The following is a 24050-nucleotide window of genomic DNA, read 5'->3' as shown; positions in this document are numbered from 1 at the left end:
AATAACAAGCCCAAGCGGAGTACCACAGATGGCGTTCTTCACCGCAGCCAGCAAAGCCGACTTCCAGCATCAACTGCAAGCAGCACTGGCGCAGCACATCAGTGAACAGGCACTGCCACAAGTGGCGCTGTTCGCTGAGCAATTCTTCGGCATCATTTCTCTGGATGAACTCACCCAACGTCGGATGTCCGACCTGGCCGGCTGCACACTGTCGGCCTGGCGTCTGCTGGAGCGCTTCGACCCTGCGCAGCCGCAAGTGCGCGTCTTCAACCCCGATTACGAACGCCACGGCTGGCAGTCGACGCACACTGCCGTCGAGGTGCTGCATCACGACTTGCCGTTCCTGGTGGACTCGGTGCGTACCGAGCTGAACCGTCGCGGTTACAGCATCCATACCCTGCAAACCACGGTGTTGAGCGTTCGCCGCGGCAGCAAGGGCGAGTTGCTGGAAATCCTGCCCAAGGGCACTTCAGGGGAAGGCGTCTCGCAAGAGTCGCTGATGTACCTGGAAATCGACCGCTGCGCCCACGTAGCCGAATTGAATGTACTGAGCAAGGAACTGGAGCAGGTTCTGGGTGAAGTGCGCGTGGCGGTAGCTGACTTTGAGCCGATGAAGGCCAAGGTTCAGGAGTTGCTGGCCAGTGTCGATCACTGCCAGTACGCCGTCAATGCCGATGAGAAAGCCGAAGTCAAAAGCTTCCTGGAATGGCTGGTGGGTAACCACTTCACCTTCCTGGGCTACGAAGAATTTGTGGTACGTGACGAGGCGGATGGCGGGCATATTGAATATGACGCCGACTCCTTCCTCGGTCTGACCAAGCTGCTGCGCGCGGGCCTGACTGCCGAAGACCTGCGTATCGAAGATTACGCCGTCAGCTACCTGCGCATGCCGACCCTGCTGTCGTTTGCCAAGGCGGCACATCCTAGCCGCGTTCATCGCCCGGCTTACCCGGACTATGTGTCGATCCGCCAGATCGATGCCGACGGCAAGGTCATCAAGGAATGCCGCTTCATGGGCTTGTACACCTCCTCGGTGTACGGCGAAAGCGTGCGGGTGATCCCTTATATCCGTCGCAAGGTTGCAGAAATCGAACGTCGCTCGGGCTTCCAGCCCAAGGCTCACCTGGGCAAGGAACTGGCTCAGGTCGTTGAAGTGCTGCCCCGTGATGACTTGTTCCAGACGCCGGTGGATGAGTTGTTCACCACTGTGATGTCGATTGTGCAAATCCAGGAGCGCAACAAGATTCGCGTGTTCCTGCGCAAAGACCCGTATGGCCGTTTCTGCTATTGCCTGGCCTACGTGCCGCGTGATGTGTATTCCACCGAAGTGCGGCAGAAGATCCAGCAGGTGCTGATGGAGCGTCTGCAGGCCTCTGATTGCGAGTTCTGGACCTTCTTCTCTGAGTCGGTACTGGCCCGTGTGCAGCTGATTTTGCGAGTTGATCCAAAGAACCGGATCGATATCGACCCGCTGCTGCTGGAAAAAGAAGTGATCCAGGCCTGCCGCAGCTGGCAGGACGACTATGCAAGCCTGGTGGTTGAAAGCTTTGGCGAGGCCAACGGCACTAAAGTGCTGTCTGACTTCCCTAAAGGCTTCCCGGCAGGTTACCGCGAGCGCTTTGCCGCGCACTCGGCCGTGGTCGACATGCAGCACCTCATGAGCCTGAGCGAAAAAAACCCGCTGGTGATGAGTTTCTATCAGCCGCTGGGTCAGAGCGCCGGTCAGGAACTGCATTGCAAGCTGTACCACGCCGACACGCCGCTGGCGCTGTCCGATGTGCTGCCGATTCTGGAAAACCTTGGCCTGCGCGTCCTGGGTGAATTCCCGTATCGCCTGCGTCACGCCAATGGTCGTGAGTTCTGGATCCATGACTTCGCCTTTACCGCGGGTGAAGGCTTGAACCTGGATATCCAGCAGCTCAATGACACGCTGCAGGATGCGTTCGTGCATATCGTGCGCGGCGATGCCGAGAACGATGCGTTCAACCGTCTGGTACTGACTGCCGGCTTGCCGTGGCGTGATGTGGCGCTGCTGCGTGCTTACGCCCGTTATCTGAAGCAGATCCGCCTGGGCTTTGACCTGGGTTACATCGCCAGCACCCTGAACAACCACACCGACATCGCTCGCGAATTGACCCGGTTGTTCAAGACCCGCTTCTATCTGGCGCGCAAGCTCACGGCCGAAGACCTGGAAGACAAGCAACTGCGTCTGGAACAGGCCATTCTGACGGCCCTGGACGACGTTCAGGTGCTTAACGAAGACCGTATCCTGCGTCGTTATCTGGATCTGATCAAAGCCACGCTGCGTACCAACTTCTACCAGCCGGATGCCAACGGTCACAACCGTTCGTACTTCAGCTTCAAGTTCAACCCGCACCTGATCCCCGAGCTGCCAAAGCCGGTGCCGAAGTTTGAAATCTTCGTTTACTCGCCACGGGTTGAAGGCGTGCACCTGCGCTTCGGTAACGTGGCTCGCGGCGGTTTGCGCTGGTCGGACCGCGAAGAAGATTTCCGTACCGAAGTGCTGGGCCTGGTTAAAGCCCAGCAAGTGAAGAACTCGGTCATCGTGCCGGTGGGTGCCAAGGGTGGTTTCGTTCCGCGTCGCTTGCCATTGGGCGGCGGTCGTGACGAGATCCAGGCCGAGGCGATTGCCTGCTACCGGATCTTTATTTCCGGCCTGCTGGATATCACTGACAACTTGAAGGACGGCGCGCTGGTGCCGCCTTTGAACGTGGTTCGCCACGACGACGATGACCCGTACCTGGTGGTCGCTGCCGACAAGGGCACGGCGACCTTCTCCGACATCGCCAACGGCATTGCCATCGATTACGGCTTCTGGCTGGGTGATGCGTTTGCGTCGGGCGGTTCGGCCGGTTATGACCATAAAAAGATGGGCATCACCGCCAAGGGCGCCTGGGTTGGCGTGCAGCGTCACTTTAAAGAGCGCGGGATCAACGTCCAGAAAGACAGCATCAGTGTGGTCGGTGTCGGCGACATGGCCGGTGACGTGTTCGGCAACGGCTTGTTGATGTCCGACAAACTGCAGCTGGTTGCGGCCTTTAACCACCTGCATATCTTCATCGATCCAAACCCGGAGCCTGCCAATAGCTTCGTTGAGCGTCAGCGCCTGTTCGATCTGCCGCGTTCGGCCTGGTCGGATTACGACACCAGCATCATGTCGGCGGGCGGCGGTATTTTCTCCCGTAGCGCAAAAAGCATCGCCATCTCCCCAGAGATGAAAGAGCGTTTCGCAATCACTGCCGACAAGCTGACCCCGACCGAACTGCTGAACGCCTTGCTCAAGGCGCCTGTGGATCTGCTGTGGAACGGCGGTATCGGTACTTACGTCAAAGCCAGCAGCGAAAGCCACGCCGATGTCGGCGACAAGGCCAACGATGCGTTGCGCGTCAATGGCAACGAATTGCGCTGCAAGGTGGTGGGTGAGGGCGGCAACCTGGGCATGACTCAACTGGGTCGTGTCGAGTTCAACCTCAATGGCGGTGGTTCCAACACCGACTTTATCGACAACGCCGGTGGCGTTGACTGCTCTGACCACGAAGTGAATATCAAGATCCTGCTCAACGAAGTTGTGCAGGCGGGTGATATGACCGAGAAGCAGCGCAATCAGTTGCTGGGCAGCATGACTGACGAAGTGGGCGGTCTGGTGCTGGGCAACAACTATAAGCAGACCCAGGCCATTTCGTTGGCGGCCCGTCGTGCTTATGAGCGAATTGCTGAATACAAGCGCCTGATGAACGATCTGGAAGCCCGTGGCAAGCTGGATCGCGCCATTGAGTTCCTGCCGTCAGAAGAGCAGCTCAACGAGCGCGTTGCGGCAGGTCATGGCCTGACCCGTGCCGAGCTGTCGGTGCTGATCTCCTACAGCAAGATCGACCTCAAGGAAGCCTTGCTCAACTCTCTGGTGCCCGATGATGACTATCTGACCCGGGACATGGAAACCGCGTTCCCGCCGATGCTGGTCAGCAAGTTTGCCGAAGCCATGCGTCGTCACCGTCTCAAGCGTGAAATCGTCAGCACCCAGATCGCCAACGATCTGGTCAACCACATGGGCATCACCTTTGTGGAGCGCTTGAAAGAGTCGACCGGCATGAGTGCGGCCAACGTGGCCGGTGCTTACGTGATCGTGCGGGATATTTTCCACCTCCCGCACTGGTTCCGTCAGATCGAAGCGCTGGACTATCAGGTACCGGCTGAAATCCAGCTGGCGCTGATGGATGAGCTGATGCGACTGGGCCGCCGTGCTACGCGCTGGTTCCTGCGCAGCCGTCGTAACGAGCTGGACGCGGCGCGCGATGTGGCGCACTTCGGGCCGCATCTGGCAGCGTTGGGGCTCAAGCTCGACGAACTGCTGGAAGGTCCTACCCGCGAAGGCTGGCAGACCCGCTATCAGGCTTACGTAGCGGCGGGCGTGCCGGAATTGCTGGCGCGTATGGTGGCGGGTACTACGCACCTGTACACCTTGCTGCCGATTATCGAAGCCTCGGATGTGACCGGCCAGAACGCTGCGGATGTAGCCAAGGCGTATTTCGCCGTGGGCAGCGCACTGGACCTGACCTGGTACTTGCAGCAGATCAGCAACTTGCCGGTAGAAAACAACTGGCAGGCGCTGGCTCGCGAAGCGTTCCGCGACGATATCGACTGGCAGCAGCGTGCAATTACCGTGTCGGTGTTGCAGATGACCGATGCCGGTGAAAGTATCGAAGCACGTCTTGCATTGTGGCTTGAGCAGAACAACTCGATGGTTGAGCGCTGGCGCTCGATGCTGGTCGATCTGCGTGCCGCCACTGGCAACGACTACGCGATGTACGCGGTTGCCAACCGCGAGCTGCTTGACCTGGCACTGAGCGGTCAATCAGTGGTCTGACTGGCTGAGTAGCAAAAAAAAGCCCCGACTCATGTTTAGTGAGTCGGGGCTTTGTTGTTTGTGGGGCGCCGGGTGATCAGATCCCGATGTTGCCCAGGGTTTGTACGATGTTGCGCAGCGTGACGGCCAGGGTAGGGTGTTCGACCTCGAAGCGTTCTACGGCGAGGTTGACGCTGTCGGCCAGGCTGGTGTCGTTGGTCGCTTTCTCGATGTCGATCTGAGCCTGGATTTGTGTTGAGAGCTGGACCAAGTGCTCACGCTCTTCTTGAGTGAGCGGCGGATTCTGTTCCAGTTGCTCGCGCAAGGTATTGAGTTGTTCTTGCAGGTCGCGGGCAGGCATAGCATTCATCCTTTATTGATAGGCTCTGGTGTAGACCTTCGCAGTGAACAAAAGGTCTGTAAGGACCCTAGATTAATCCACTCGCGCCTGGAGTGCATGATCTCAATCACAATCCCTTGTGCGTGTTTTTTCGGGGTGGCCAGCCGGTGGTTTCAAAAGAATCCCGGGGCTGTGGAACGTCTATCTTCTACTCAAGTCTGTTTAGGGTATTGCTTGGGGGCTGCCTAAAAGACATTTGCCGTTATACTGATGATCTGACTCAGGGCATAGCGCCCAAGTATCAAGTAACTTCAGGGAGTTTTTGCTATGCGCTGGACTGATCGTCTTGCTCAGCTATTTGTTTGTGCCGGTGTGGCCATGTTGCCATTGGCTGCCAATGCCGCCACTGAAGATGACCCGTGGGAAGGGTTTAACCGTGTCGTGTTCAAATTCAACGACACGATTGATACCTATGCCTTGAAGCCACTTGCCCAGGGCTATCAATACATCACTCCGCAGTTCCTGGAGGATGGCATTCACAACATGTACCGCAACATCGGTGACATTCGCAACCTGGCCAACGATGTCCTGCAGGCCAAGCCCCATGCTGCCGGTGTAGACACTGCCCGTCTGTTGCTCAACACCACGCTGGGTGTGGCCGGCTTCTTTGATCTGGGCACCAAGATGGGCCTGCATCGCAACAGCGAAGACTTTGGCCAGACCCTCGGGCGTTGGGGCGTTGAAAGCGGCCCTTACCTGGTGCTGCCGCTTCTGGGCCCTAGCACCGTGCGTGATGCGGTGGGTATTTACCCGGACTCCTTCACCGAACCGTACCGCTACATCAGTGATGTGCCGGCCCGTAACATGACCATCGGCATGGACTTGATTGATACCCGCGCCAGCTTGTTGTCAGCCGAAAAACTGATCACGGGCGACAAGTACATCTTTATCCGCAATGCGTACCTGCAAAATCGTGAATTCAAAGTCAAGGACGGACAGGTAGTCGACGACTTTTAATTCGTGAGAACACAGTGAAAAAAACGGCCCGAGTGGCCGTTTTTTTTATCGTGGCAGATGAGAAAGAATCCTCTTTGGAGCCTTTCGGACCATGGTTTTAGTTGCCGTTAACGTGGTTCTTATAACCCGTGGGAATTTAACGTGACGAACACCTCAAACCACCATCGGCCTGAGCTTGAAACCCCCCGCGGATGGGAGTACCGTCTGCGCCTTACACGGGCACCTTTGTAGGATCGAGCAACACAGTCGATTTGAATCAGGGATGTTCACAAGCCAATTCAGTCGTGAGTCCGACGTATTCGAGCTCTCGCGGCAACCTAATTCTGGCGCCGTTTGCCCACATGCAAAAAACCAGTGCCACGCTGCTGATCATTGATGACGACGAAGTAGTACGCGCCAGTCTCGCGGCCTACTTGGAAGACAGCGGCTTCAGCGTCCTTCAGGCCAGTAATGGCTTGCAAGGGCTACAGGTGTTCGAGCAAGAGCAGCCGGATTTAGTCATCTGTGACCTGCGCATGCCGCAAATGAGTGGTCTGGAGCTGATTCGCCAGGTCAGCCTGCGGTCTGTGCAGACGCCAGTGATCGTTATCTCCGGTGCGGGCGTAATGAGCGATGTGGTCGAGGCGTTGCGTCTTGGCGCTGCCGACTACCTGATCAAGCCGCTCGAAGACCTTGCCGTTCTGGAGCACTCGGTCCACCGTGCGCTCGATCGTGCACGGCTACAGCTCGAAAACAAGCGCTATCGGGACAAGCTTGAGTCTGCCAACCGGGAGCTTGAGGCCAGTCTGCACTTGCTGCAGGAAGACCAGAACGCCGGCCGTCAGGTGCAGATGAACATGCTGCCGGTCAGCCCCTGGTCCATTGACGATTTCAACTTCGCTCACCAGATCATTCCGTCCCTGTACCTGTCTGGCGATTTTGTTGACTATTTCCGGGTCGACGAGCGCCGGGTCGCGTTCTACCTGGCTGACGTTTCCGGTCACGGTGCGTCGTCAGCGTTCGTGACGGTGCTGCTCAAGTTCATGACCACGCGCTTGCTGTTTGAGTCCAAGCGCAATGGCACCTTGCCGGAGTTCAAGCCTTCCGAGGTGCTTGGGCACATCAACCGTGGCCTGATCAACTGCAAGCTGGGCAAGCATGTGACCATGGTGGGTGGCGTGATTGACGAAGAAACCGGTTTGCTGACCTACAGCATTGGTGGGCACTTGCCACTACCGGTGCTCTACACTCCAGACAGTGTGAGTTATCTTGAAGGACGCGGGTTGCCCGTTGGCCTGTTCAACGAAGCCACGTATGAAGACCAGGTTCTGAAATTGCCTGAATCCTTCAGCCTGACGCTGATGTCTGACGGAATTTTGGATCTTTTGACTGAGCCGACGCTCAAAGAGAAAGAAGCTGCGTTACCTCAATTGGTGAAAGCAGCAGGCGGCAGCCTGGATGGTCTGCGCCAGGTGTTTGGATTAGCTACGCTAGGGGAGATGCCGGATGATATCGCCTTGTTGGTGTTGAGCAGGAATCTTAAATGAGTACCGGTAGAATTCAGTTCGCCGAACAGGATGGCACCTTCGTCCTGAAGTTTGTGGGTGAAGTGCGTCTGACGTTGTGTTCGGCCCTGGATGCAACAATCGAGAGGATTTTCACGGCGCTGAACTTCAACGCCATCGTGATTGACCTCACCGAGACCCGCAGTATCGACAGCACCACACTGGGTTTGCTGGCGAAGCTGTCGATCTTGTCGCGCCAAAAAATAGGCTTGCTGCCGACGGTCGTGACCACCCACGAAGACATCACCCGACTCCTGGAGTCGATGGGCTTCGATCAGGTGTTCAACATCATTGGCCAGCCGATTCCGTGCCCGGGGTGCCTGACAGACTTGCCTTCACAGGATCAGTCCGAAGAAGTGGTCCGCGTGAAAGTGCTTGAGGCACACAAAATTCTAATGGGCCTCAACGACTCCAACCGTGAAGCGTTTCATGATCTGGTGAATGCACTCGAGCGACACTGATCGCAAGTTGCGCACATAAAGAAGGGGCCGTCCTGTGCAGGAGCGGCACCTTTTTAATTACCCGCGATTCAGCGGCCTTCCAGCAGCTCCCCGGCCTGATCCAGCAACGCCAGAGGGTCCTTGGCCTTGTGGATGTCCACGGACAGCAACTGGCGGAAGCGACGAGCGCCCGGGAACCCCTGGCCCAGCCCCAAAATATGGCGCGTGATGTGATGCATCGACCCGCCAGCGGCGATATGTGCAGCGATATAGGGCCGTAGCAGCGCCTGGGCTTGCGCCCGTGAAATAACTGGGGCAGTGCTGTCGAACAGCTGTTGATCGACAGCCGCCAGAATATACGGATTGTGATACGCCTCACGGCCGAGCATCACGCCATCAAACACCTGCAAATGCTCCTGGCATTGCTCGAGCGTCTTGATCCCGCCATTGAGAATGATCTCCAGCTCCGGGAAATCTGTTTTCAACTGTGCGGCAACGTCATAACGCAGGGGAGGGATGTCGCGGTTCTCTTTCGGCGAAAGTCCTTCGAGAATGGCAATGCGCGCGTGCACGGTGAAGCTTGTGCAGCCGGCATCACGAACAGTGCCGACAAAATCGCACAGTTGCTCGTAGCTATCGCGCCCGTTGATGCCAATCCTGTGCTTGACCGTAACGGGGATGGACACTGCATCACGCATAGCCTTTACGCAGTCTGCCACCAGTGCAGGGTGCGCCATCAGGCAGGCGCCAATCATATTGTTCTGAACCCGATCGCTCGGGCAGCCAACATTGAGATTCACCTCGTCATAACCTGCGTCCTGAGCCATGCGTGCGCAGGCGGCCAAGTCAGCCGGAACACTGCCGCCCAACTGCAAGGCCAGCGGATGCTCGGTTTCGTCATGACGCAAAAAGCGCTCGGCATCACCATTGAGCAGCGCACCCGTGGTGACCATCTCGGTGTACAGCAACGCGTTTTTGGACAGCAGGCGCAGGAAAAATCGACAGTGGCGATCGGTCCAATCCATCATAGGGGCAACGCTAAATTTCCTGGATGGTTCTAAGCGCTCTAGGACGGGGTTTGTAGCGGTGTTTTCGCTCATATTTTTTCGTTCACATTTGTTTCATTTGTAGCGCTTTTTAGCCGTTTCTTGCCATTTGTAGCACTGTAGTGCTACGAAAATGCAACATCAAAATCCTTGTACTATCGAGGATTTGTCATGGGAACGATTACAGTAAGAAAGGCTAAAAATGGAGAAAAGAGGTATACGGCGCAGATTAGGTTGCGGCGTAACGGAGTAATAGTTTATCAGGAATTCCAAACCTTCGAACGCAGACAACTAGCCAAAGCTTGGCTCAGCCGACGTGAGACCGGGCTGGCCGATGCCGAGGTCAAAAGCGTTTTTTTCAGGAGGGTGAGGCGCTCAGATCCCTGATACAGCGGTACCCAAAAAAGGCCACTGATTAGCACAGTCATCGCAGGCAAGTACCCAGGGTTAGCGTGATAGAACGTCGCGGAAAACGTCTGGTCGTAACGCTGCAATGTGCAGCAGAGAACGGGCGGCGCCTGATGGCGTGCGTCGACCTTGCTCCTACTCCTGTAGCGTGCGTACGGACACTCCCAGCAATTCTGCGAATCGTGGTTGGGAGAGCCCGGTTTTGCTGCGCGCTTCGGCGGCTTCTGTGACTTCCACATGATGCACTTGGCCATGGCGCCCTGCTTTTACGTCGATGATCGACGCCAGCAGTTCTTCGCCAATATTACGTTTGGCGTCGTGCTCCATTAGTTCTTTTTCACTCAGGGGCATGGTTCATCTCCTGGCAATCTTGCGCAGGATATGCGCTGGAATATTTTCAATGGCACCCTTGCCGTAAATCAACAGGGCGACCAACGCACCGCTTTTCAACTGAACGGTGTAGATGACGCGGACGGCACCGCTTTTGCCGCGTCCCTCCATGCTCCAGCGAACTTTACGACAACCGTCGGACCCTGGAGGCACTGCGTCCTGGCTTAACGTGCCCGTTTATATCGGCCCATCAACAGCTTTCGTTCAACAGCGGCTGCATTGCGCTACCTGTCGATATAATCAGCCAGATCGCTGAGATGGACCCCGAGTGCATCTTTCTGAGATGTGGTACCGAGCCGTCAATTGGTAGGTCTAACTCGTCGCTAAGCAGTTCATGTACTTGACGAGGTCTCACGTGTTATCCGGCCCAAACGAGCAATCACTGAAGTGGCAACTACCTCGTTAAAGCTTTCATGAATTGAGTTAAATTAAATTAAGGCTGATCGCTTCTTCAATTGAGCTTTGCGCCAGTTGCTGAATAATCTTGTCTGGCAGGTTATTGAAGGGGATTGCGACCACTAACAACAGTTGCACCCAGGTTCTTATGTATTCGGTTTTTTCAGTGCGGCCAATCACTTTGCCATTTGCGTTTCTATAGACCAGTTCAAGGGTGTAGCTCGTACCAAATGTCATGGGTACAACAAGCAATGTGGCTCCGCTAATAATCGCGCTGAGTTGGCTACCGGATTCATGTGATCTCAATATCGCATTCACGAACAGATCAGCTCCTTGCGGTTGTGTGGTGACTTGCTTGAAGCGCCCGGATTTTGCAAATGTATCGACTATGATTCCTTTAATCTGGCCTGTTCCGCCACGCCGAGCATTCTGCTGCGTAATGAAGGCGCTGGTCGGCATATAAGATATATTCGCCACAGGCTTGGTCTTGTTGTTACTGGCCGCTGGCGGCCAAGTTTTAACGGGGGGCAACTGATGTAGGGAATAGGAAACGCAGCCGCTAAGAAAAAGACAAAAACTCAAGGTGAGGCTATAAAATAGTCGTGTCACATCAAATCCTTAAATATGTGTGGGAGGATATTTTCTAGTGTTACGCGTAGGCTAATGGTTTGCTTCTGGTGAACCTAATCGTATTTTAACCGGCGTGCATCTGATCAGTTGTAACATGTTTTTAAACGGCGCAAGTGAATTGGGCGTTAAGGGCGTACTTTATGCTGGTTGCCATAATAAAGTGTGTGTCGAATTGAATCCCGAGGACTAAAAGTGAAGTTGACACCTGAATGCCTGGTCACAATAGCGATGAGTAACCCGATTAATAAACACATTGCCTCACGCTTGCCTTCACTGGGGCTGAGTCAATGCATGCTGACAGCGGGCTGTTTGTTCCAGGCTGTATGGAGTCATCAGGCGGGTCTGCCTGCCGCATCGGGAGTGAAGGATTACGACATTTTTTACTTTGACGCGGACCTGTCCTGGGAAGCAGAGAACGAAGTCATCCTTGAAACCCGGCAACTGTTCAATGACCTGGGCGTCAAGATCGATATCAAGAATCAGGCCCGGGTCCATCTATGGTACGGCGAGCGGTTTGGCAGGGCTTGCCCTCGGCTTGGGTCTGCAAGGGATGGTGTCGATCGTTATCTTGTTGCAGGAACCTGTATTGGTTTTGACCCTGAAACCGGCGAGGTGTATGCGCCTTATGGTCTGGATGATGTCGGACAAGGGCTGCTGCGTCCCAACCCCCAAAATCTCCAGCCGGATTTATTCGCGTACAAGGCCAGAAGTTACCAGGAGCGCTGGCCTTGGCTGAAGGTCCTGGAACCCGGCTCGCCGGGTTTGGGGTGACGACGATCCTGCGCTAAGAAAGCAAGATAATGGCCGTGCTTTCGAGCAGCACCGGTCGCACCAGGATCTTGTAGCAGTCGGCATCGAATGCTTGCCCCGTGAGTTTGGGGGCCCGTCTGGCATCAGCCTCGCAGGCGTAAGTCCCGATGTAACGCCAACTGTCCACGACGTGGTATTCCTCGGTCTGCCCATGTCGCTCGTGCAATGCGATAGCGCCGGGGAACGGCCAGTGATGCACTGCCCAGCGTTCTAGAGCACCCAGCAACCGTTCGGTATGCGCCTCATGGCTTTCTGCGCCTTTGCAGGCTCCGGCGCACTTGCCTATTTGAGCCCTGAAGCAGGGACGTCCTGTCGGTTTATCAATGCCCAGCAATGTATGGCAAAGGCGCTGTTCATCTGCAATCAGCATCAGCGCTTCGGTGGCCATGCGCCGGTTACGGAAAAGTCCGTACAACTGAGGTCCGTCGCAAATCGTGGTGGTGTCGATCATCTCCAGTACCCCGTCGCGAATGCGCAGTGAGCACAGGCGTTGCTGGCGACGAAGCCGCTTGTTCTTCAAGGGTTGCAGTTCTTTGATCAGTCGGGACTCAAGCAGCAGGGCGCCTATTTCCCCGGCAGTTTGCCGGTACTCGATTCGTTGCGCCTGGCGCAGCATTCTGGCTTCTTCGGGGGCGCGCAGGTGCGCAAGCAGTCGACTGCGAATATCGATGCTTTTGCCGATATAGAGCGGTATCGAGTCGTCTTCAGCGTAAAAGAAATACACCCCTGGTGCCCGGGGGGCCGCTTCGACCTGAGCGCGCAGGTGCGCTGGATATTCATAAACAAGGTCTGGACGAGCAGAGGGGGCGGGCATACCGGAAGCCTTTGTGGCGGATCAGTGTGGTGGTTAACCAGTCATCAGATCTTCTGACACTTATCTTATTGGCGAGTTTCGATTGAATGCGCCTCTACGGAGGGTGCAAGGGTGGCGCTTATCGCTATTACTCGGTGGCATCAAATGCATCGTCGTATTTCACAACCCCCGAAGGTAGCTCACCTTTCAGGAGGATTGCCTGAAAGTACTCTGGATCAACCCCGGGAAGCTCAAGGCCGTGGCATGTCTTGAACCCGAAACGACTGTAATAGGCAGGATCCCCCAATACCACGCAGCCTGCACTGCCCATGCGTCGCAACTCAGTCAGTGCCGAGTTCATCAGCGCTGAACCAATACCTTTCCCTTGCCGGTCAGGCGAAACACAGATCGGCCCTAGGCCGTACCATCCGGTGGCTCCCGAAGAGATCGTCACTGGAGAAACAGCAACATGCCCGATGACTGAGCCGTGCTCTTCTGCCACCAGAGAAATGCTCAGCTGACCTGCGCGTCGCAACGCATTCACAATGTGGTGTTCTGTATGGCTTGAGTGTTTTTCGTTTAAAAAAGCAGCCGCTGTTAACTGTGCGATGGCCTCGATGTCTTCGGCCCGTTCATTGCGGACAGTCATGTTCATGTTGTTTTCCCTTTGGTCTTTTTAAGCTGTCAGGCATGCCTGCGTTGCCTGCGTTGCCTGCGTCTGTCTGAACCCGGTCCCGACAACTATAACCGTCTATTGCTCAGGCACTATTTTTCGAGAGGGCAGACACCGGGAAAGGGCGGACAGCACGACGGCCAAAACGCTCATTTGGCCCCGATTTTCACTAAGTAGCTGTTTTTGAATAAATTTATTTAAAAAGTGCTTCCCCAATCCAAAGAGTGTTGGTATATTTGCGCCCGTTCTTGCAGCGAACCCTTACAGGCTCGCAGCGAATGGAGACATTTGCAGGCTGCAAGCATCAGTAAAAGAGTGCCAGGCACTCATCGCTACAGATACAGGGGCGTCGCCAAGCGGTAAGGCAGCAGGTTTTGATCCTGCCATGCGTTGGTTCAAATCCAGCCGCCCCTGCCATTTTCCAGAGTCCATCCGTCACGTGATGGATATCTTCAAGTTCAGCGTCAACGCCATCGGGCCTGACGCGCACTTATCAGCAAACAATCCCTCTGCTTCAAGGTCTTCTGCGTGCCATGCCGGCTCATGCAGCATGGCAACGTTTTTCCCGGATCAGTCCTGGCCGTTTTTCGGCACCAGAGGGTGTGTGGCCGGGAAGTGTTGTTCATACGCCCGGCAGACCCGCAGCACCTGGTCATCCGCAAACCGCGCAGCCACCACTTGCAACCCCACCGGCAAGCCGTTTTCAGTAAGCCCGCAAGGGATTGAAGCCGCCGGTTGCTGAGTCAGGTTGAAGGGGTAGCTGAAGGGCGTCCAGTGCATCCACTCGGTATATGCCGAATCCGGTGGTACGTTATGCCCGGCGGCAAACGCCGTGATGGGCAGCATCGGCGAGACCAGCACATCGTAGCGCTCATGGAACGCCGCCATCTGTGCCACCAGCGCCGCTCGTGCTTCAAGGGCTGCGCTGTACTCGCTCAAGGTGATGCGTTCACCCAGTGCCGCAATGCGTTGCAGACCCGGGTCAAGCAGGTCGCGCCGGGCGCTGTCGAGTTGTCCGGCCAGACGTGCAGCCCCCGCAAACCACAGGGTGTTGAACGTATCCAGCGGATCGCTGAACCCCGGATCAACCTGCTCGACATGGGCTCCCAGTTCCACCAGTCGTTCGACGGCCCGAGCCACAACCCTGGCGACCTGCGGATCGACCTTCACATGGCCGAAGTCCGGGCTGTAGGCGATGCGCAGCCCCTTGAGGCTGTCACCTTCAGGCAGCCACGGCAGGCTGCGCGGTGCGCCGATCAGGCCATCGCGAACATCCGGCCGGGCCACGGTTTGCAACATCAGCACGGCATCTTCCACCGTGCGGGTCATCGGTCCCAGGTGGGAGAGGATCGTCATCGAGCTGGCTGGCCACTGGGGCACATAACCAAAAGTGGGCTTGATGCCAAAGGTGCCGGTAAAGGCGCAGGGGATGCGGATCGAACCGCCCGCGTCGCTGCCCTGGTGCAACACCCCCAGGTTGAGTGACGCGGCTGCGGCTGCACCGCCCGAAGAACCGCCCGCCGTCAGGCGGGTATCCCACGGGTTGCGGGTGATGCCGTATAGCGGATTGTCGGTGACACCTTTCCAGCCGAATTCCGGTGTGGTGGTTTTGCCCAACAGCACGGCGCCAGCCTGGCGCATGAAGGCCGTGAACGGTGCATCCACCTCCCATGGTCCCTGGGGCGATGTGGTGCGCGAACCCTTGCGCGTGGGCATGCCGCGGGTCAGGGTCAGGTCCTTGATCGATGCCGGCACACCATCCAGCGCGCCGCAGGGCTGGCCTTTCAACCAACGCTGCTCGGATTCCCTGGCAGCCTGCATCGCACCTTCGTGGTCCACGTGGCAGTAAGCGTTGACCGCCGGGTTGTAGCGCTCGATACGCAGCAAGGCATCTTCGGTGACGTCTACCGGCGACAGGCTCTTGTCGCGAAAGCGGCTCAGCAGTTCAACCGCGTTCATTTGCCCGATATCAGGGGTGCTCATGGTGTAACTCCTGCCTGCGCCGCATTGACCATTGCCCGCAGCAACACGGCGCAACCGTCAGCCAGATCTTGAGGCGCGGCATTTTCGATTTCGTTATGGCTGATGCCACCTTCGCAGGGTACGAAGATCATCCCGGCGGGGCCCAGTTCAGCGATGAAAATCGCGTCGTGGCCTGCACCGCTGACAATGTCCATATGGCTCAGGCCCAGCTGTTGCGCACCCTGGCGCACGGCTTCGATGCACGCCGGGTTGAAGTCCAGCGGCGGGAAATCGGCAGTGGGCGTCAGCTCGAAACTCAACCCATGCTCGCTGCACGCAACTTCAATGGCCTCGCGCACCTCATCGACCATCGCTTGCAGCCGATCGCTATGCAAATGCCGCAGGTCGATGGTCATGTGCACCTGGCCAGGAATCACATTGCGCGAGCCCGGGTGCAGGGTCAGGCAGCCGACAGTGCCGCAGGCGTGGGGCTGATGCTCATGGGCGATACGGTTGACGGCGCTGACCACATGGGCGGCGCCCACCAGCGCATCCTTGCGCAAATGCATCGGCGTTGGGCCCGCATGGGCTTCGACGCCGGTCAGGGTCAGGTCAAACCACTTTTGCCCCAGGCATCCCATCACCACACCCAAGGTGATGTTGCGGTCTTCCAGTACCGGACCTTGCTCGATATGCGCCTCGAAATAGGCCCCCACCGGATGCCCGAGCACGGCTCGGCTGCCGGCGTAACCAATGCGCTGCAACTCTGCACCTACCGACAGGCCTTGCTCGTCCTCTTTGCTCAGGGTCTCGTCGAGGTCGAACTTACCGGCGAACACGCCGGAACCCATCATGCACGGCGGGAAGCGCGAGCCTTCTTCGTTGGTCCACACCACTACCTCGATGGGGGCCTCGGTGCTGAACTTCAGGTCATTGAGGGTGCGAATCACCTCAAGCCCGGCCATGACGCCGTAACATCCGTCGAACTTGCCGCCCGTGGGCTGGGTGTCGATATGGCTGCCGGTCATCACCGGCGGCAGGTGCGGCTGGCGACCGGCGCGACGGGCAAAAATATTGCCGATCCCATCGACTGTGACAGTGCAGCCGGCTTCTTCGCACCAGCGTACAAACAGGTCACGGGCCTGGCGGTCGAGGTCGGTCAGGGCCAGGCGGCAGACACCTCCCTTGGCCGTGGCACCGAGTTGCGCCAGGTCCATCAGCGATTGCCACAAGCGATCGCGATTGATCAATGGCGCGTTGCTGTTGAAAAGGTCGGATAACAGGATTGGACTGTTCATGGACACGAATCTCCCTTCAGGCGCTCAGGGCCAGGTAACGGTTCTTGATGGTCGGGTTAGCGCGGAAATCGGCGGCACTGCCTTCGTACACCACGCGGCCTTGTTCCAGTACGTAATGACGGTCGGCCAGCTTGTCGCAGACCATCAGGTTCTGCTCCACCAACAACACAGGCAGACCATCGTCCTTGATCTTGCGCAGGATTTTCACCAGCTCGTCGACGATCACCGGGGCCAGGCCCTCTGTGGGTTCATCCAGGATCAGCAGCTTGGGGTCATTGAGCAGTGCCCGTGCGATGGCGAGCATTTGCTGCTCGCCGCCGGACAACGCGTGGCCGGCATTTTTGCGCCGCTCCTTGAGGCGCGGGAACATGGTGTACACATCCTCCAGTTGCCAGCGGCTGGTTTTGCGTTGAGCAATGCGCAGGTTTTCCTCGACGCTGAGCAGGCGGAAGATGCCGCGATGCTCGGGCACCAGGGCCAGTCCTTCGCGGGCGATCTCGAAAATCTTGCGCCCGACCATGTCCTGACCGTTGAAGCGGATCTGGCCTTTACGCGGGCAAATGATTCCCAGAATGCTGCGCAAGGTGGTGGTTTTACCCGCGCCGTTGCGGCCCAGCAGCGTCACCAGTTCCCCTGGGTTGACCTGCAGTGAGACGCCTTCAAGGACGTGGCTTTTGTCGTAATAGGAGTGGATGTTCTCGACGGTCAGCATCAGGCGGCTTCTCCCAGATAGGCGACACGTACGCGCTCATCGGCGCGAACGAATTCGGGTGTGCCTTCGACCAGGATCTGGCCGTGGCTCATCACGGTGATGCGCTGGCTGATGGACATGACGATGCTCATGTTGTGCTCGATCAGCAGCACCGTGTGATCGCGCCCCAGGTCACTGATCAACTGGGTCATGATCGGAATATCGTCAATGCCCATGCCGGACGTCGGTTCGTCGAGCATCAGCAGCTTGGGTTTGGAGCAGATCGACATGCCCACCTCCAGCACCCGTTGCTGGCCGTGGGACAACTCACCGGCCAGGGTGTCGGCACGCTGGGTCAGTTGCAGGCGCTCCAGCACCTGATCGGCCATCTCCAGGTGTTCGCGGCGACTGTCCACACGGCGCCAGAAATTCAGGGCCGCCAGACCATCCCGGCCTTGGGCCGCCAGGCGCAGGTTTTCCCGAACACTGAGGTTTTGAAACAGGCTGGTGAGCTGGAACGAACGGGCCATACCCAGGCCAACGCGGCCGTGGGACGGCTTCTTGATGATGTTCTTGCCATCAAACAGGATTGCCCCGCCGGTGGCCTGACGCTCGCCGGTCAGGCAGTGGAACAGGCTGGTCTTGCCCGCGCCGTTGGGGCCGATCACGGTATGGATGGTGCCTTGTTCGACGTTGAGGCTGACGCCGTTGACCGCACGAAAGGCGCCATAGGCCAGCTCCAGATTGTCGGTTTGCAGCAGATATTCAGGCGCGCTCATGGCTGCTCCTCCTGCACGGGCAGGCTGGTTTTACGTTGCCCTTTGATTCGTTCGAACAGGCTCGAGAATCCGCCCCACAAGCCGCCGCGCATAAACACCACCACCAGAATCAAAATGACCCCCAGCAGCATCAGCCAGCGTGGCCACAGATCAGACAGGAATTCGCCCAGCAACACGATGGAACCTGCGCCCAGCAAGGAACCGAACAAGGACCCGGTACCGCCGACGATGGTCATGATCAGAATGTTTTCCGACATCGCCAGGTCGATATTGGACAGCGGTACAAAGTGCAGCAGCATGGCGTAGAGCGCTCCGGCAATACCGGTGACGGCGCCCGAGAGCATAAACACCAGGATTTTGAAATGCCGGGTGTCGTAGCCAATGGCAGCTGCGCGGGTTTCGTTTTCGCGGATCGCCATCAGCGTGCTGCCAAAAGGCGAGCTGATAACGCGGCGGGCGCCGATGAAAATCAACAGGAACAACACCGCGACAAAACCGTAGAAGTAACGTGCGTCGCTCAAGGACATCAGCACGGTGTCACCGATACGGATTTCAGGCCGTGGCACGTTGAGCAGGCCGTTGTCGCCGCCGGTCCAGTCACTCAGGGTGTAGGTCAGGAAGTACGCCATCTGGCTGAAGGCCAGGGTCAGCATGACGAAGTAGATGCCGGTGCGGCGAATGGCCAAGGCGCCCACCAGAAACGCCAGGAAACCGCCGGCCAGTGCAGCGCCCAGCAAGGCACTGAACAGCCCCAGGTGCAGATGGATCATCAGCAAGGCGGCGCAGTAGGCCCCGGCGCCAAAGAAGATCCCTTGGCCGAACGACAACAGCCCGGTGTAGCCCAGCAGCAGGTTGCAGGCCAGAGCTGCCATGGCGAAAATCAGGATTTCAGTGGCCAGGGTCGCGGAAGGCAACACCAGTGGCAAACCGACCAGTACCGCCACCACCAACAACAGCATGGAGCGCGACTGGGTTTTGGCGAAGGGCAGGGGGTTTTTCTCGCTCATGTCAGGCTCTCCCGAACAGGCCGTAAGGCCGCAGCAGAATGACCACGGCCATTGCGCCGTAAATCATCAGGCTCGCCCCTTGGGGCCAGATAGTTGTCATCAGGCTTTGCACCACGCCCACCAACAGGCCGCCCACCAGCGCACCGCTGAATGAACCCATGCCGCCGATCACCACCACCACAAAAGCCACCCCGAGAATTTCCGGGCCGACAAAGGGCTGGGCGCCGCGCAATGGCGCAAACAGCACGCCGGCCACACCGGCGAGTCCAGCGCCCAGGGCGAACGTCATGGAAAACAGGCGGAAAATGTTGGTGCCCAATAGCGATACGGTTTCCGTGCTTTCACTGCCGGCGCGCACCAGGGCGCCAAAGCGCGTGCGCTCCAGCAGCAGCCACAGACCGAATCCCACCAGGGCTGAAAACACAATCAGGAACAGGCGATAGTAGGGGTAGACAAAGTCGCCGATCACCAGCACGCCGCGCAGCAACTGCGGTACGGCGACGCTTTTGCCCACCGGGCCCCAGATCATCACGCTGGCTTCCTGGATGATCAGCGCGATCCCCAGGGTCACCAGAATCTGGAACATGTGGGGCAAGTGATAAATCCGCTGGATCAGCAATCGCTCAATCACCCAGGCCAGTGCGGCGACGAGCAAGGGCGCAAGCAGCAGCGACAGCCAAAAATTGCCGGTCAGGCTGACCGCGGTGTAGCAGATGTAAGCGCCCAGCAGGAAAAACGCGCCGTGGGCGAAGTTGACGAAGTTCAGCAGGCCGAAAATGATCGTCAGTCCGACAGCAATCAGAAAGTAGATCATCCCCAGGCCAAGGCCGTTGAGAATCTGAAACAGGTAGAGTTCGAGCATGCAGATACCCTCTGCAGGCGATCACGGGTGATCGGCTGCCAGTAGCAAAAGCTGAAGAAGTGCCGGGGCTCAGCCCAGAACGCAGCCGGTGTCTTGTACCGGGGCAAACGACTGACCGGAGCTGACCACTTGGGCGAGATCGTCCTTGTCACTCATTTGGTCAGCCGGTTTGCCGACCAGCAGGTAGTAATCCTTGATCACCTGATGGTCACCGGCGCGAATCGATTCGGGGCCGGTCGGGCCTTCGTAGCTCAAGCCCTGCATGGCTTTGGACACCGTGGGGCCATCGAAACTGCCGGTGGCAGCGATGGTGTCGAGCATGACCTTGGTACTGATGTAGTCAGCGGCCAGGGGGTAGGTGGGATTGATCCCGTATTTGGCCTTGGTGATCTTGACCAGTTCGCGGTTGAGCGGAGTATCCACCTGATGCCAGTACTGGGCGCCGAGGTAAACGCCTTCCAGAATGTCGCTGCCCAGTTCCTGGAATTGATCCAGGCCAGCCGACCACACCAGCAGAACGTTCATTCGCTCCTTGATCCCGAAATTCACCGCCTGGCGAAGGGTGTTGGACGACTGGCTGCCAAAGTTGAGCAGCACCAGCACATCGGGCCTGGCAGCAATGGCATTGGTCAGGTAGCCGGAGAACTCCTGTTCCTGCAGGGAGTGATAGCTGTTGCCGACATGTTCCAGGCCATGCTCCTTCAGCACCTCTTTGGTGCCCTCAAGCAGTGCTTCGCCGAATACATATTGCGGGGTGATGGTGTACCAGCGCTTGGCCTCGGGCAATCGCTTAATCAGCGGCACCAGGGTTTCGCGCACGGCGCCGTAGGTGGGCACCGACCAGCGAAACGTCGCCTTGTTGCAGTCCTTGCCGGTTACTTCGTCGGCACCCACGGGGGTCATGAAGACACCGCCTGCCTTATCCACTTCCTTTGCGACGGCCAGTGCTGAAGACGACAAGGTACAGCCCTGAAAGAAGCGCGCGCCGTCCTGGGCAATCGCCTCCTGTACCTTGCGCACCGCCTTGCCGGCGTTGCCCTCGGTGTCGATCACCTTGTAGTTCAGGGGTCTGCCCAGCAACTGCGGATACTGCTCTACCGCCAGGCGCGAGCCCATGTCGGCGAACTTGCCATAACTGGCAAAGGCACCGGACATGGACTTGAGGCCATAGAAGGTAAAGGGTTCGGAGGCGAAGGCATGGCGCATGCCCAGCGGAAGGCTCAGGGCACTGGCAGCGGCCAGGCTTGCTTTCAACAAAGTGCGACGTTGCATGGGGAAACTCCCTGGTTTGATTAGTTATTGGCAGGAGTAGCAATGGCAAACGGCGGATCATGGCCTGTGGGCAGGCCTTTTATTGGCACAGCGATTAGTGGTTGTGATCGAATTCCAGCAGGAAATGCGGGCTGACCTGTCCCTCGAGGGCGGTCATATGATGTTCGGCGTCGCACATGTGTTCGTGCATCAGGCTGCGCACAGAGGCTTCGTCCTCTGCTTGCAAGGCAATCAGCAGTTGCTTGTGATAGTCGAGGTTGGCGGCGTCGAACTGCTTGCGCTTGGGTTTGTAGGCTTTCTTCAGCACCACCAGGTCGCGCAGCAGATCGTTGAGAAATTGCGCCATGAAACTCAGCAGTGGATTGGGGCATGCCCGTGCCAGCAGGTTATGAAATTCCAGCTCTGCCAGCCGCTGTTCCCGTTGTCCGGCTTCACTGTCTTCGGGGGCGCTGCAAAAATCCACGTTGGCTTGCAGGGCCAGATAGTCCTCGGCACTCAGTCGGCCAATCACCGACACCGCGAGTTCGACTTCGATCACCTTGCGCAACTGGTAAACCTGTTCGCCATCCAGGTGCTGAAAGTGCAGGTAGTTGCGCAGGGCTCGACTGGCGGGCTCGGTCCCGGCCTGATTCAGGTAGGCGCCGCCGCTGGGGCCGGTGCGGGTGTTGACCAGGCCTTCGACTTCCAGCGCCTTGAGTGCTTCGCGGGCAGAGCCCTTGGAGCACTGAAAGCTCTCCATCAGCTCCCGCTCCGTGGGCAACCGGTCACCGGGCTTGAGTGCGTCGGTGACGATCGAGCGCTTGACCGACTCGACAATCACATCGGAGAGCTTCTGGCGTTTACGGTGCAGGGGGCGACTGAGCATATTTTCTATTTATCGTATTAATGCGGATTAATAGTAATAAATAGCGCCGAGCCCGATGAGTCAACAACAGGCCCGGGGAGGTGTCGTTTTCAATGGAAAAGGGTCGGTAACGGATAAGAAACGGCAGGGCGGGGTACTGCAGTGATGCTATCGCGAGCGAGCCCGCTCCCACATCCCCTGTGGGAGCGGGCTTGCTCGCGAGGCAGGTTACTCGTTCGACAGCTCAGCCAATGGCCTGGGAAACCAGTGCGAACTGGTGTACGAAGTCGCCAGGCTGCGGGGGCGTACCTAGAGCCATCTGGGTTACGCGGTCCACCGGTTCAAGGCCCGCCAGGGTCAGCCATTCACACAGGCCGCTGTCCATCGGGACGTCGATGCGCACAAATTGGTTGGGGATCCGGGCGAGCAGGGTGGCGATCAGGTGCCTGGCCTGGCGGGTGTTTTGTGCAATGACAGGGCCAATGCAGTGACCGCGTCCGGCCCGGCGCAACAGGGCAAACGCCTGTAGCTGACCCTCGCGCACGATCCCCGCCGAGTGCACGATCGTGTCATGCAACTGCTCGAAGAGGGCGCTTCGGTCCAGCCCGCTGCCTGCGTTGGCCAGCAACAGTTGCCGGGCCTGATCCTGTTCGCAGAGGTCACGCAGCTGCTCATCTTCTGCAAGGGGTTCAAGTGTCACGGCGTGGGCCAGGCCCTGGCGCTGTTCAATGGTGCCGAACTCGACAAAGCCCTGGCTCAGGTACAGCGGGGCGCCAGCAACGGAGGCATTGAGGATCGGAGTGCCTGGCTGGCAAGCGTCGAGTGCCTGTTCCATCAGCAGGCGGCCAATGCCCTGGCCCTGAAAATCGGGGCTGACCACCACCAGGCCAATGGTTGCAAAGTCGCCCTGGGGGCAGGCAAATGCCGTACCGATCAAACGCTCATCGACCGTCGCTACAAATCCTTTGAAGACCCGCTGCAACAGGCCCCAGTCTTCCAGTCGGTGGGGCCAGTCCAGTTGCGAGGACAGCCCGTGGGCTGCGGGTAAATCGGCCTGGGTCATGGGACGATAAATACAGGCACTCGTGTGCAGCGCGGACATGGTTAATCTCCTTGGACATGTACGCACTATGTACCGGCATTGCGCCTTCGCTTTCAACCCCCGGGCATGACCTCATGCCTGGCTGACACAATGCTTGCCACCTGCCGTGGCTGGCAGTTGAGGTAGGCCGAGGATTGCAGCCAGCGCTTGTCGGGGTACCAGGCGAACATGAACTGGCCATTCTTGAGCTTGTCGACCACCTTGCGCGCCACTTGCGGGCGTACTGCCGGGCAGCCAAGGCTGCGGCCGATACGGCCCTGGGTCTTGCTCCACAGCGGATTAACGTAATCGGCGGGGTGGATCACGATCGCCCGTTCGCGGGCCTGATCATTGATGCCCGGCTCCAGGCCGTCCATGCGCAACGAATAGCCGTGGCTGCCGACATAGCTTTCCTGCGTACTGAACAGCCCAAGGCTGGACTGGTTGCTGCCTTCGGTGTTGGAGAAACTGGTGGCGAAGTTCTCGCCGGATTCTTTTCCGTGGGCCACCAGATCTCGTAGAACCAACGTCTTGCGGTTCAGGTCAAAGATCCAGAGACGTCGTGCCGTTGAAGGCTGGGAGAAGTCGATCACGGCCAGGTGCTGGGCCTGCTTGGCACCATTGTTGACCGCGCATTGCATGGCACTCAGGGCGCTTTTCAGGGCCTGCGGGTTGAGTTCGGGGGCGGCATGGCTGAGCTTGCTGAGCAGTTGAGGATTGGCAGCGTATGCAGTGCTGCAGGTTGCAGCCAGTGCGAGGGCTGCGAAACAAAAGCGACGTAAAAAGATAAGCATAAATAGCGTGTTCTCGATGATGTCAGGCCGGCAATCCTGCGCCGATAACTTGGCGATCCTGCGTTAGATGCTAGCCTGTGGGTTTACCGTAACTGCAGATTCAGTTGTT

Annotated in this window: 21 protein-coding genes, 1 tRNA gene and 1 pseudogene; 6 read left to right on the top strand and 17 right to left on the bottom strand. The window is 57.9% G+C overall.

Annotated elements, in window-relative coordinates:
• Positions 1-28: 28 nt before the first annotated feature.
• Entirely contained in the window at positions 29-4885 is a 4857-nt protein-coding gene (locus AC19YQ_RS20385) for an NAD-glutamate dehydrogenase (protein WP_500595802.1), read from the top strand.
• Positions 4886-4961: 76 nt separating this feature from the next.
• On the opposite strand, the gene AC19YQ_RS20380 is transcribed toward AC19YQ_RS20385, so the two are convergent.
• Positions 4962-5225 (bottom strand): DUF4404 family protein, encoded by a 264-nt coding sequence (locus AC19YQ_RS20380; protein ID WP_133078380.1) that lies wholly within the window; start codon positions 5223-5225, stop codon positions 4962-4964.
• Positions 5226-5531: 306 nt separating this feature from the next.
• On the opposite strand from AC19YQ_RS20380, the gene AC19YQ_RS20375 reads away from it, so the two are divergent.
• From AC19YQ_RS20375 to rssC, 3 genes are all read left to right on the top strand, one after another.
• The gene (locus tag AC19YQ_RS20375) at positions 5532-6221 is read left to right on the top strand and encodes an MlaA family lipoprotein (protein WP_219261427.1); all 690 of its coding nucleotides are present in this window, start codon (positions 5532-5534) and stop codon (positions 6219-6221) included.
• A 341-nt stretch (positions 6222-6562) separates the two neighbouring features.
• On the top strand, positions 6563-7747 hold the full coding sequence (gene rssB / locus AC19YQ_RS20370; RefSeq protein ID WP_019821883.1) for a two-component system response regulator RssB: 1185 nt from the start codon (positions 6563-6565) through the stop codon (positions 7745-7747).
• On the top strand, positions 7744-8226 hold the full coding sequence (rssC, locus tag AC19YQ_RS20365) for an anti-sigma factor antagonist RssC (RefSeq protein ID WP_133078382.1): 483 nt from the start codon (positions 7744-7746) through the stop codon (positions 8224-8226). The genes rssB and rssC overlap by 4 nt, the downstream gene beginning before the upstream one ends.
• Before the next feature lie 68 nt (positions 8227-8294).
• Here rssC and dusA read toward each other — a convergent pair whose 3' ends face one another.
• From dusA to AC19YQ_RS20345, 4 genes and pseudogenes are all read right to left on the bottom strand, one after another.
• Positions 8295-9305, bottom strand: coding sequence for a tRNA dihydrouridine(20/20a) synthase DusA (gene dusA, locus AC19YQ_RS20360; RefSeq protein WP_500595801.1), 1011 nt, complete (start codon positions 9303-9305; stop codon positions 8295-8297).
• 393 nt (positions 9306-9698) lie between these two features.
• Positions 9699-10010 (bottom strand): annotated as a pseudogene (locus AC19YQ_RS20355) (helix-turn-helix domain-containing protein).
• 3 nt (positions 10011-10013) lie between these two features.
• Positions 10014-10160 (bottom strand): hypothetical protein, encoded by a 147-nt coding sequence (locus AC19YQ_RS20350; RefSeq protein ID WP_257622818.1) that lies wholly within the window; start codon positions 10158-10160, stop codon positions 10014-10016.
• Between the two features lie 312 nt (positions 10161-10472).
• The gene (locus tag AC19YQ_RS20345) at positions 10473-11054 is read right to left on the bottom strand and encodes a hypothetical protein (protein ID WP_500595800.1); all 582 of its coding nucleotides are present in this window, start codon (positions 11052-11054) and stop codon (positions 10473-10475) included.
• Between the two features lie 213 nt (positions 11055-11267).
• Between AC19YQ_RS20345 and AC19YQ_RS20340 the strand changes: the two genes are divergently transcribed.
• Positions 11268-11846 (top strand): nucleotidyltransferase family protein, encoded by a 579-nt coding sequence (locus AC19YQ_RS20340; protein ID WP_500595799.1) that lies wholly within the window; start codon positions 11268-11270, stop codon positions 11844-11846.
• A 13-nt stretch (positions 11847-11859) separates the two neighbouring features.
• On the opposite strand, the gene AC19YQ_RS20335 is transcribed toward AC19YQ_RS20340, so the two are convergent.
• Positions 11860-12699 carry an endonuclease gene (locus AC19YQ_RS20335; protein WP_500595798.1) on the bottom strand — a complete coding sequence of 280 codons (840 nt, stop codon included), beginning with the start codon at positions 12697-12699 and terminating at the stop codon, positions 11860-11862.
• Positions 12700-12826: 127 nt separating this feature from the next.
• The gene (locus tag AC19YQ_RS20330; RefSeq protein WP_133077408.1) at positions 12827-13333 is read right to left on the bottom strand and encodes a GNAT family N-acetyltransferase; all 507 of its coding nucleotides are present in this window, start codon (positions 13331-13333) and stop codon (positions 12827-12829) included.
• Positions 13334-13693: 360 nt separating this feature from the next.
• On the opposite strand from AC19YQ_RS20330, the gene AC19YQ_RS20325 reads away from it, so the two are divergent.
• Positions 13694-13768 (top strand) — tRNA-Gln (locus AC19YQ_RS20325).
• 153 nt (positions 13769-13921) lie between these two features.
• Here the strand turns inward: AC19YQ_RS20325 and AC19YQ_RS20320 are convergent.
• From AC19YQ_RS20320 to AC19YQ_RS20275, 10 genes are all read right to left on the bottom strand, one after another.
• Entirely contained in the window at positions 13922-15334 is a 1413-nt protein-coding gene (locus AC19YQ_RS20320) for an amidase (protein ID WP_219261431.1), read from the bottom strand.
• On the bottom strand, positions 15331-16611 hold the full coding sequence (locus AC19YQ_RS20315; RefSeq protein WP_500595797.1) for a Zn-dependent hydrolase: 1281 nt from the start codon (positions 16609-16611) through the stop codon (positions 15331-15333). The genes AC19YQ_RS20320 and AC19YQ_RS20315 overlap by 4 nt, the downstream gene beginning before the upstream one ends.
• Positions 16612-16627: 16 nt before the next feature.
• Positions 16628-17323 (bottom strand): ABC transporter ATP-binding protein, encoded by a 696-nt coding sequence (locus tag AC19YQ_RS20310; protein WP_133077411.1) that lies wholly within the window; start codon positions 17321-17323, stop codon positions 16628-16630.
• Positions 17323-18081 (bottom strand): ABC transporter ATP-binding protein, encoded by a 759-nt coding sequence (locus AC19YQ_RS20305; RefSeq protein WP_133077412.1) that lies wholly within the window; start codon positions 18079-18081, stop codon positions 17323-17325. Before AC19YQ_RS20305 ends, AC19YQ_RS20310 begins: the two co-directional genes overlap by 1 nt.
• On the bottom strand, positions 18078-19088 hold the full coding sequence (locus AC19YQ_RS20300; RefSeq protein WP_133077413.1) for a branched-chain amino acid ABC transporter permease: 1011 nt from the start codon (positions 19086-19088) through the stop codon (positions 18078-18080). The genes AC19YQ_RS20305 and AC19YQ_RS20300 overlap by 4 nt, the downstream gene beginning before the upstream one ends.
• Before the next feature lies 1 nt (position 19089).
• Positions 19090-19950: a branched-chain amino acid ABC transporter permease gene (locus AC19YQ_RS20295; protein WP_019821837.1), complete on the bottom strand. Its 861-nt coding sequence runs from the start codon at positions 19948-19950 to the stop codon at positions 19090-19092.
• 69 nt (positions 19951-20019) lie between these two features.
• A complete protein-coding gene (locus AC19YQ_RS20290) occupies positions 20020-21222 on the bottom strand; it encodes an ABC transporter substrate-binding protein (protein WP_500595796.1) in 1203 nt (400 codons plus the stop codon).
• Between the two features lie 94 nt (positions 21223-21316).
• Positions 21317-22087 (bottom strand): FadR/GntR family transcriptional regulator, encoded by a 771-nt coding sequence (locus AC19YQ_RS20285; protein WP_219261433.1) that lies wholly within the window; start codon positions 22085-22087, stop codon positions 21317-21319.
• A 223-nt stretch (positions 22088-22310) separates the two neighbouring features.
• Complete coding sequence (locus tag AC19YQ_RS20280) at positions 22311-23168, bottom strand: GNAT family N-acetyltransferase (RefSeq protein ID WP_500595795.1); 858 nt, start codon at positions 23166-23168, stop codon at positions 22311-22313.
• Between the two features lie 53 nt (positions 23169-23221).
• Positions 23222-23941, bottom strand: coding sequence for a murein L,D-transpeptidase catalytic domain family protein (locus AC19YQ_RS20275; RefSeq protein ID WP_133077417.1), 720 nt, complete (start codon positions 23939-23941; stop codon positions 23222-23224).
• Positions 23942-24050: the final 109 nt, after the last annotated feature.

This window comes from Pseudomonas sp. MF06569, assembly GCF_059862735.1.
The sequence above is the reverse complement of the archived record's forward strand: the minus strand, read 5'-3'. Positions and strand labels throughout refer to the sequence as shown.

Coding starts and splice junctions, on each gene's coding strand:
- AC19YQ_RS20290 (WP_500595796.1), bottom strand. CDS start 21,222: ATGCAACGTCGCACTTTGTTGAAAGCAAGCCTGGCCGCTGCCAGTGCC.
- AC19YQ_RS20310 (WP_133077411.1), bottom strand. CDS start 17,323: ATGCTGACCGTCGAGAACATCCACTCCTATTACGACAAAAGCCACGTC.
- AC19YQ_RS20320 (WP_219261431.1), bottom strand. CDS start 15,334: ATGAGCACCCCTGATATCGGGCAAATGAACGCGGTTGAACTGCTGAGC.
- AC19YQ_RS20280 (WP_500595795.1), bottom strand. CDS start 23,168: ATGTCCGCGCTGCACACGAGTGCCTGTATTTATCGTCCCATGACCCAG.
- AC19YQ_RS20315 (WP_500595797.1), bottom strand. CDS start 16,611: ATGAACAGTCCAATCCTGTTATCCGACCTTTTCAACAGCAACGCGCCA.
- AC19YQ_RS20300 (WP_133077413.1), bottom strand. CDS start 19,088: ATGAGCGAGAAAAACCCCCTGCCCTTCGCCAAAACCCAGTCGCGCTCC.
- AC19YQ_RS20305 (WP_133077412.1), bottom strand. CDS start 18,081: ATGAGCGCGCCTGAATATCTGCTGCAAACCGACAATCTGGAGCTGGCC.
- AC19YQ_RS20285 (WP_219261433.1), bottom strand. CDS start 22,087: ATGCTCAGTCGCCCCCTGCACCGTAAACGCCAGAAGCTCTCCGATGTG.
- rssC (WP_133078382.1), top strand. CDS start 7,744: ATGAGTACCGGTAGAATTCAGTTCGCCGAACAGGATGGCACCTTCGTC.
- AC19YQ_RS20295 (WP_019821837.1), bottom strand. CDS start 19,950: ATGCTCGAACTCTACCTGTTTCAGATTCTCAACGGCCTTGGCCTGGGG.
- AC19YQ_RS20275 (WP_133077417.1), bottom strand. CDS start 23,941: ATGCTTATCTTTTTACGTCGCTTTTGTTTCGCAGCCCTCGCACTGGCT.
- AC19YQ_RS20335 (WP_500595798.1), bottom strand. CDS start 12,699: ATGCCCGCCCCCTCTGCTCGTCCAGACCTTGTTTATGAATATCCAGCG.
- AC19YQ_RS20330 (WP_133077408.1), bottom strand. CDS start 13,333: ATGAACATGACTGTCCGCAATGAACGGGCCGAAGACATCGAGGCCATC.
- AC19YQ_RS20350 (WP_257622818.1), bottom strand. CDS start 10,160: ATGGAGGGACGCGGCAAAAGCGGTGCCGTCCGCGTCATCTACACCGTT.
- rssB (WP_019821883.1), top strand. CDS start 6,563: ATGCAAAAAACCAGTGCCACGCTGCTGATCATTGATGACGACGAAGTA.
- dusA (WP_500595801.1), bottom strand. CDS start 9,305: ATGAGCGAAAACACCGCTACAAACCCCGTCCTAGAGCGCTTAGAACCA.
- AC19YQ_RS20380 (WP_133078380.1), bottom strand. CDS start 5,225: ATGCCTGCCCGCGACCTGCAAGAACAACTCAATACCTTGCGCGAGCAA.
- AC19YQ_RS20385 (WP_500595802.1), top strand. CDS start 29: ATGGCGTTCTTCACCGCAGCCAGCAAAGCCGACTTCCAGCATCAACTG.
- AC19YQ_RS20375 (WP_219261427.1), top strand. CDS start 5,532: ATGCGCTGGACTGATCGTCTTGCTCAGCTATTTGTTTGTGCCGGTGTG.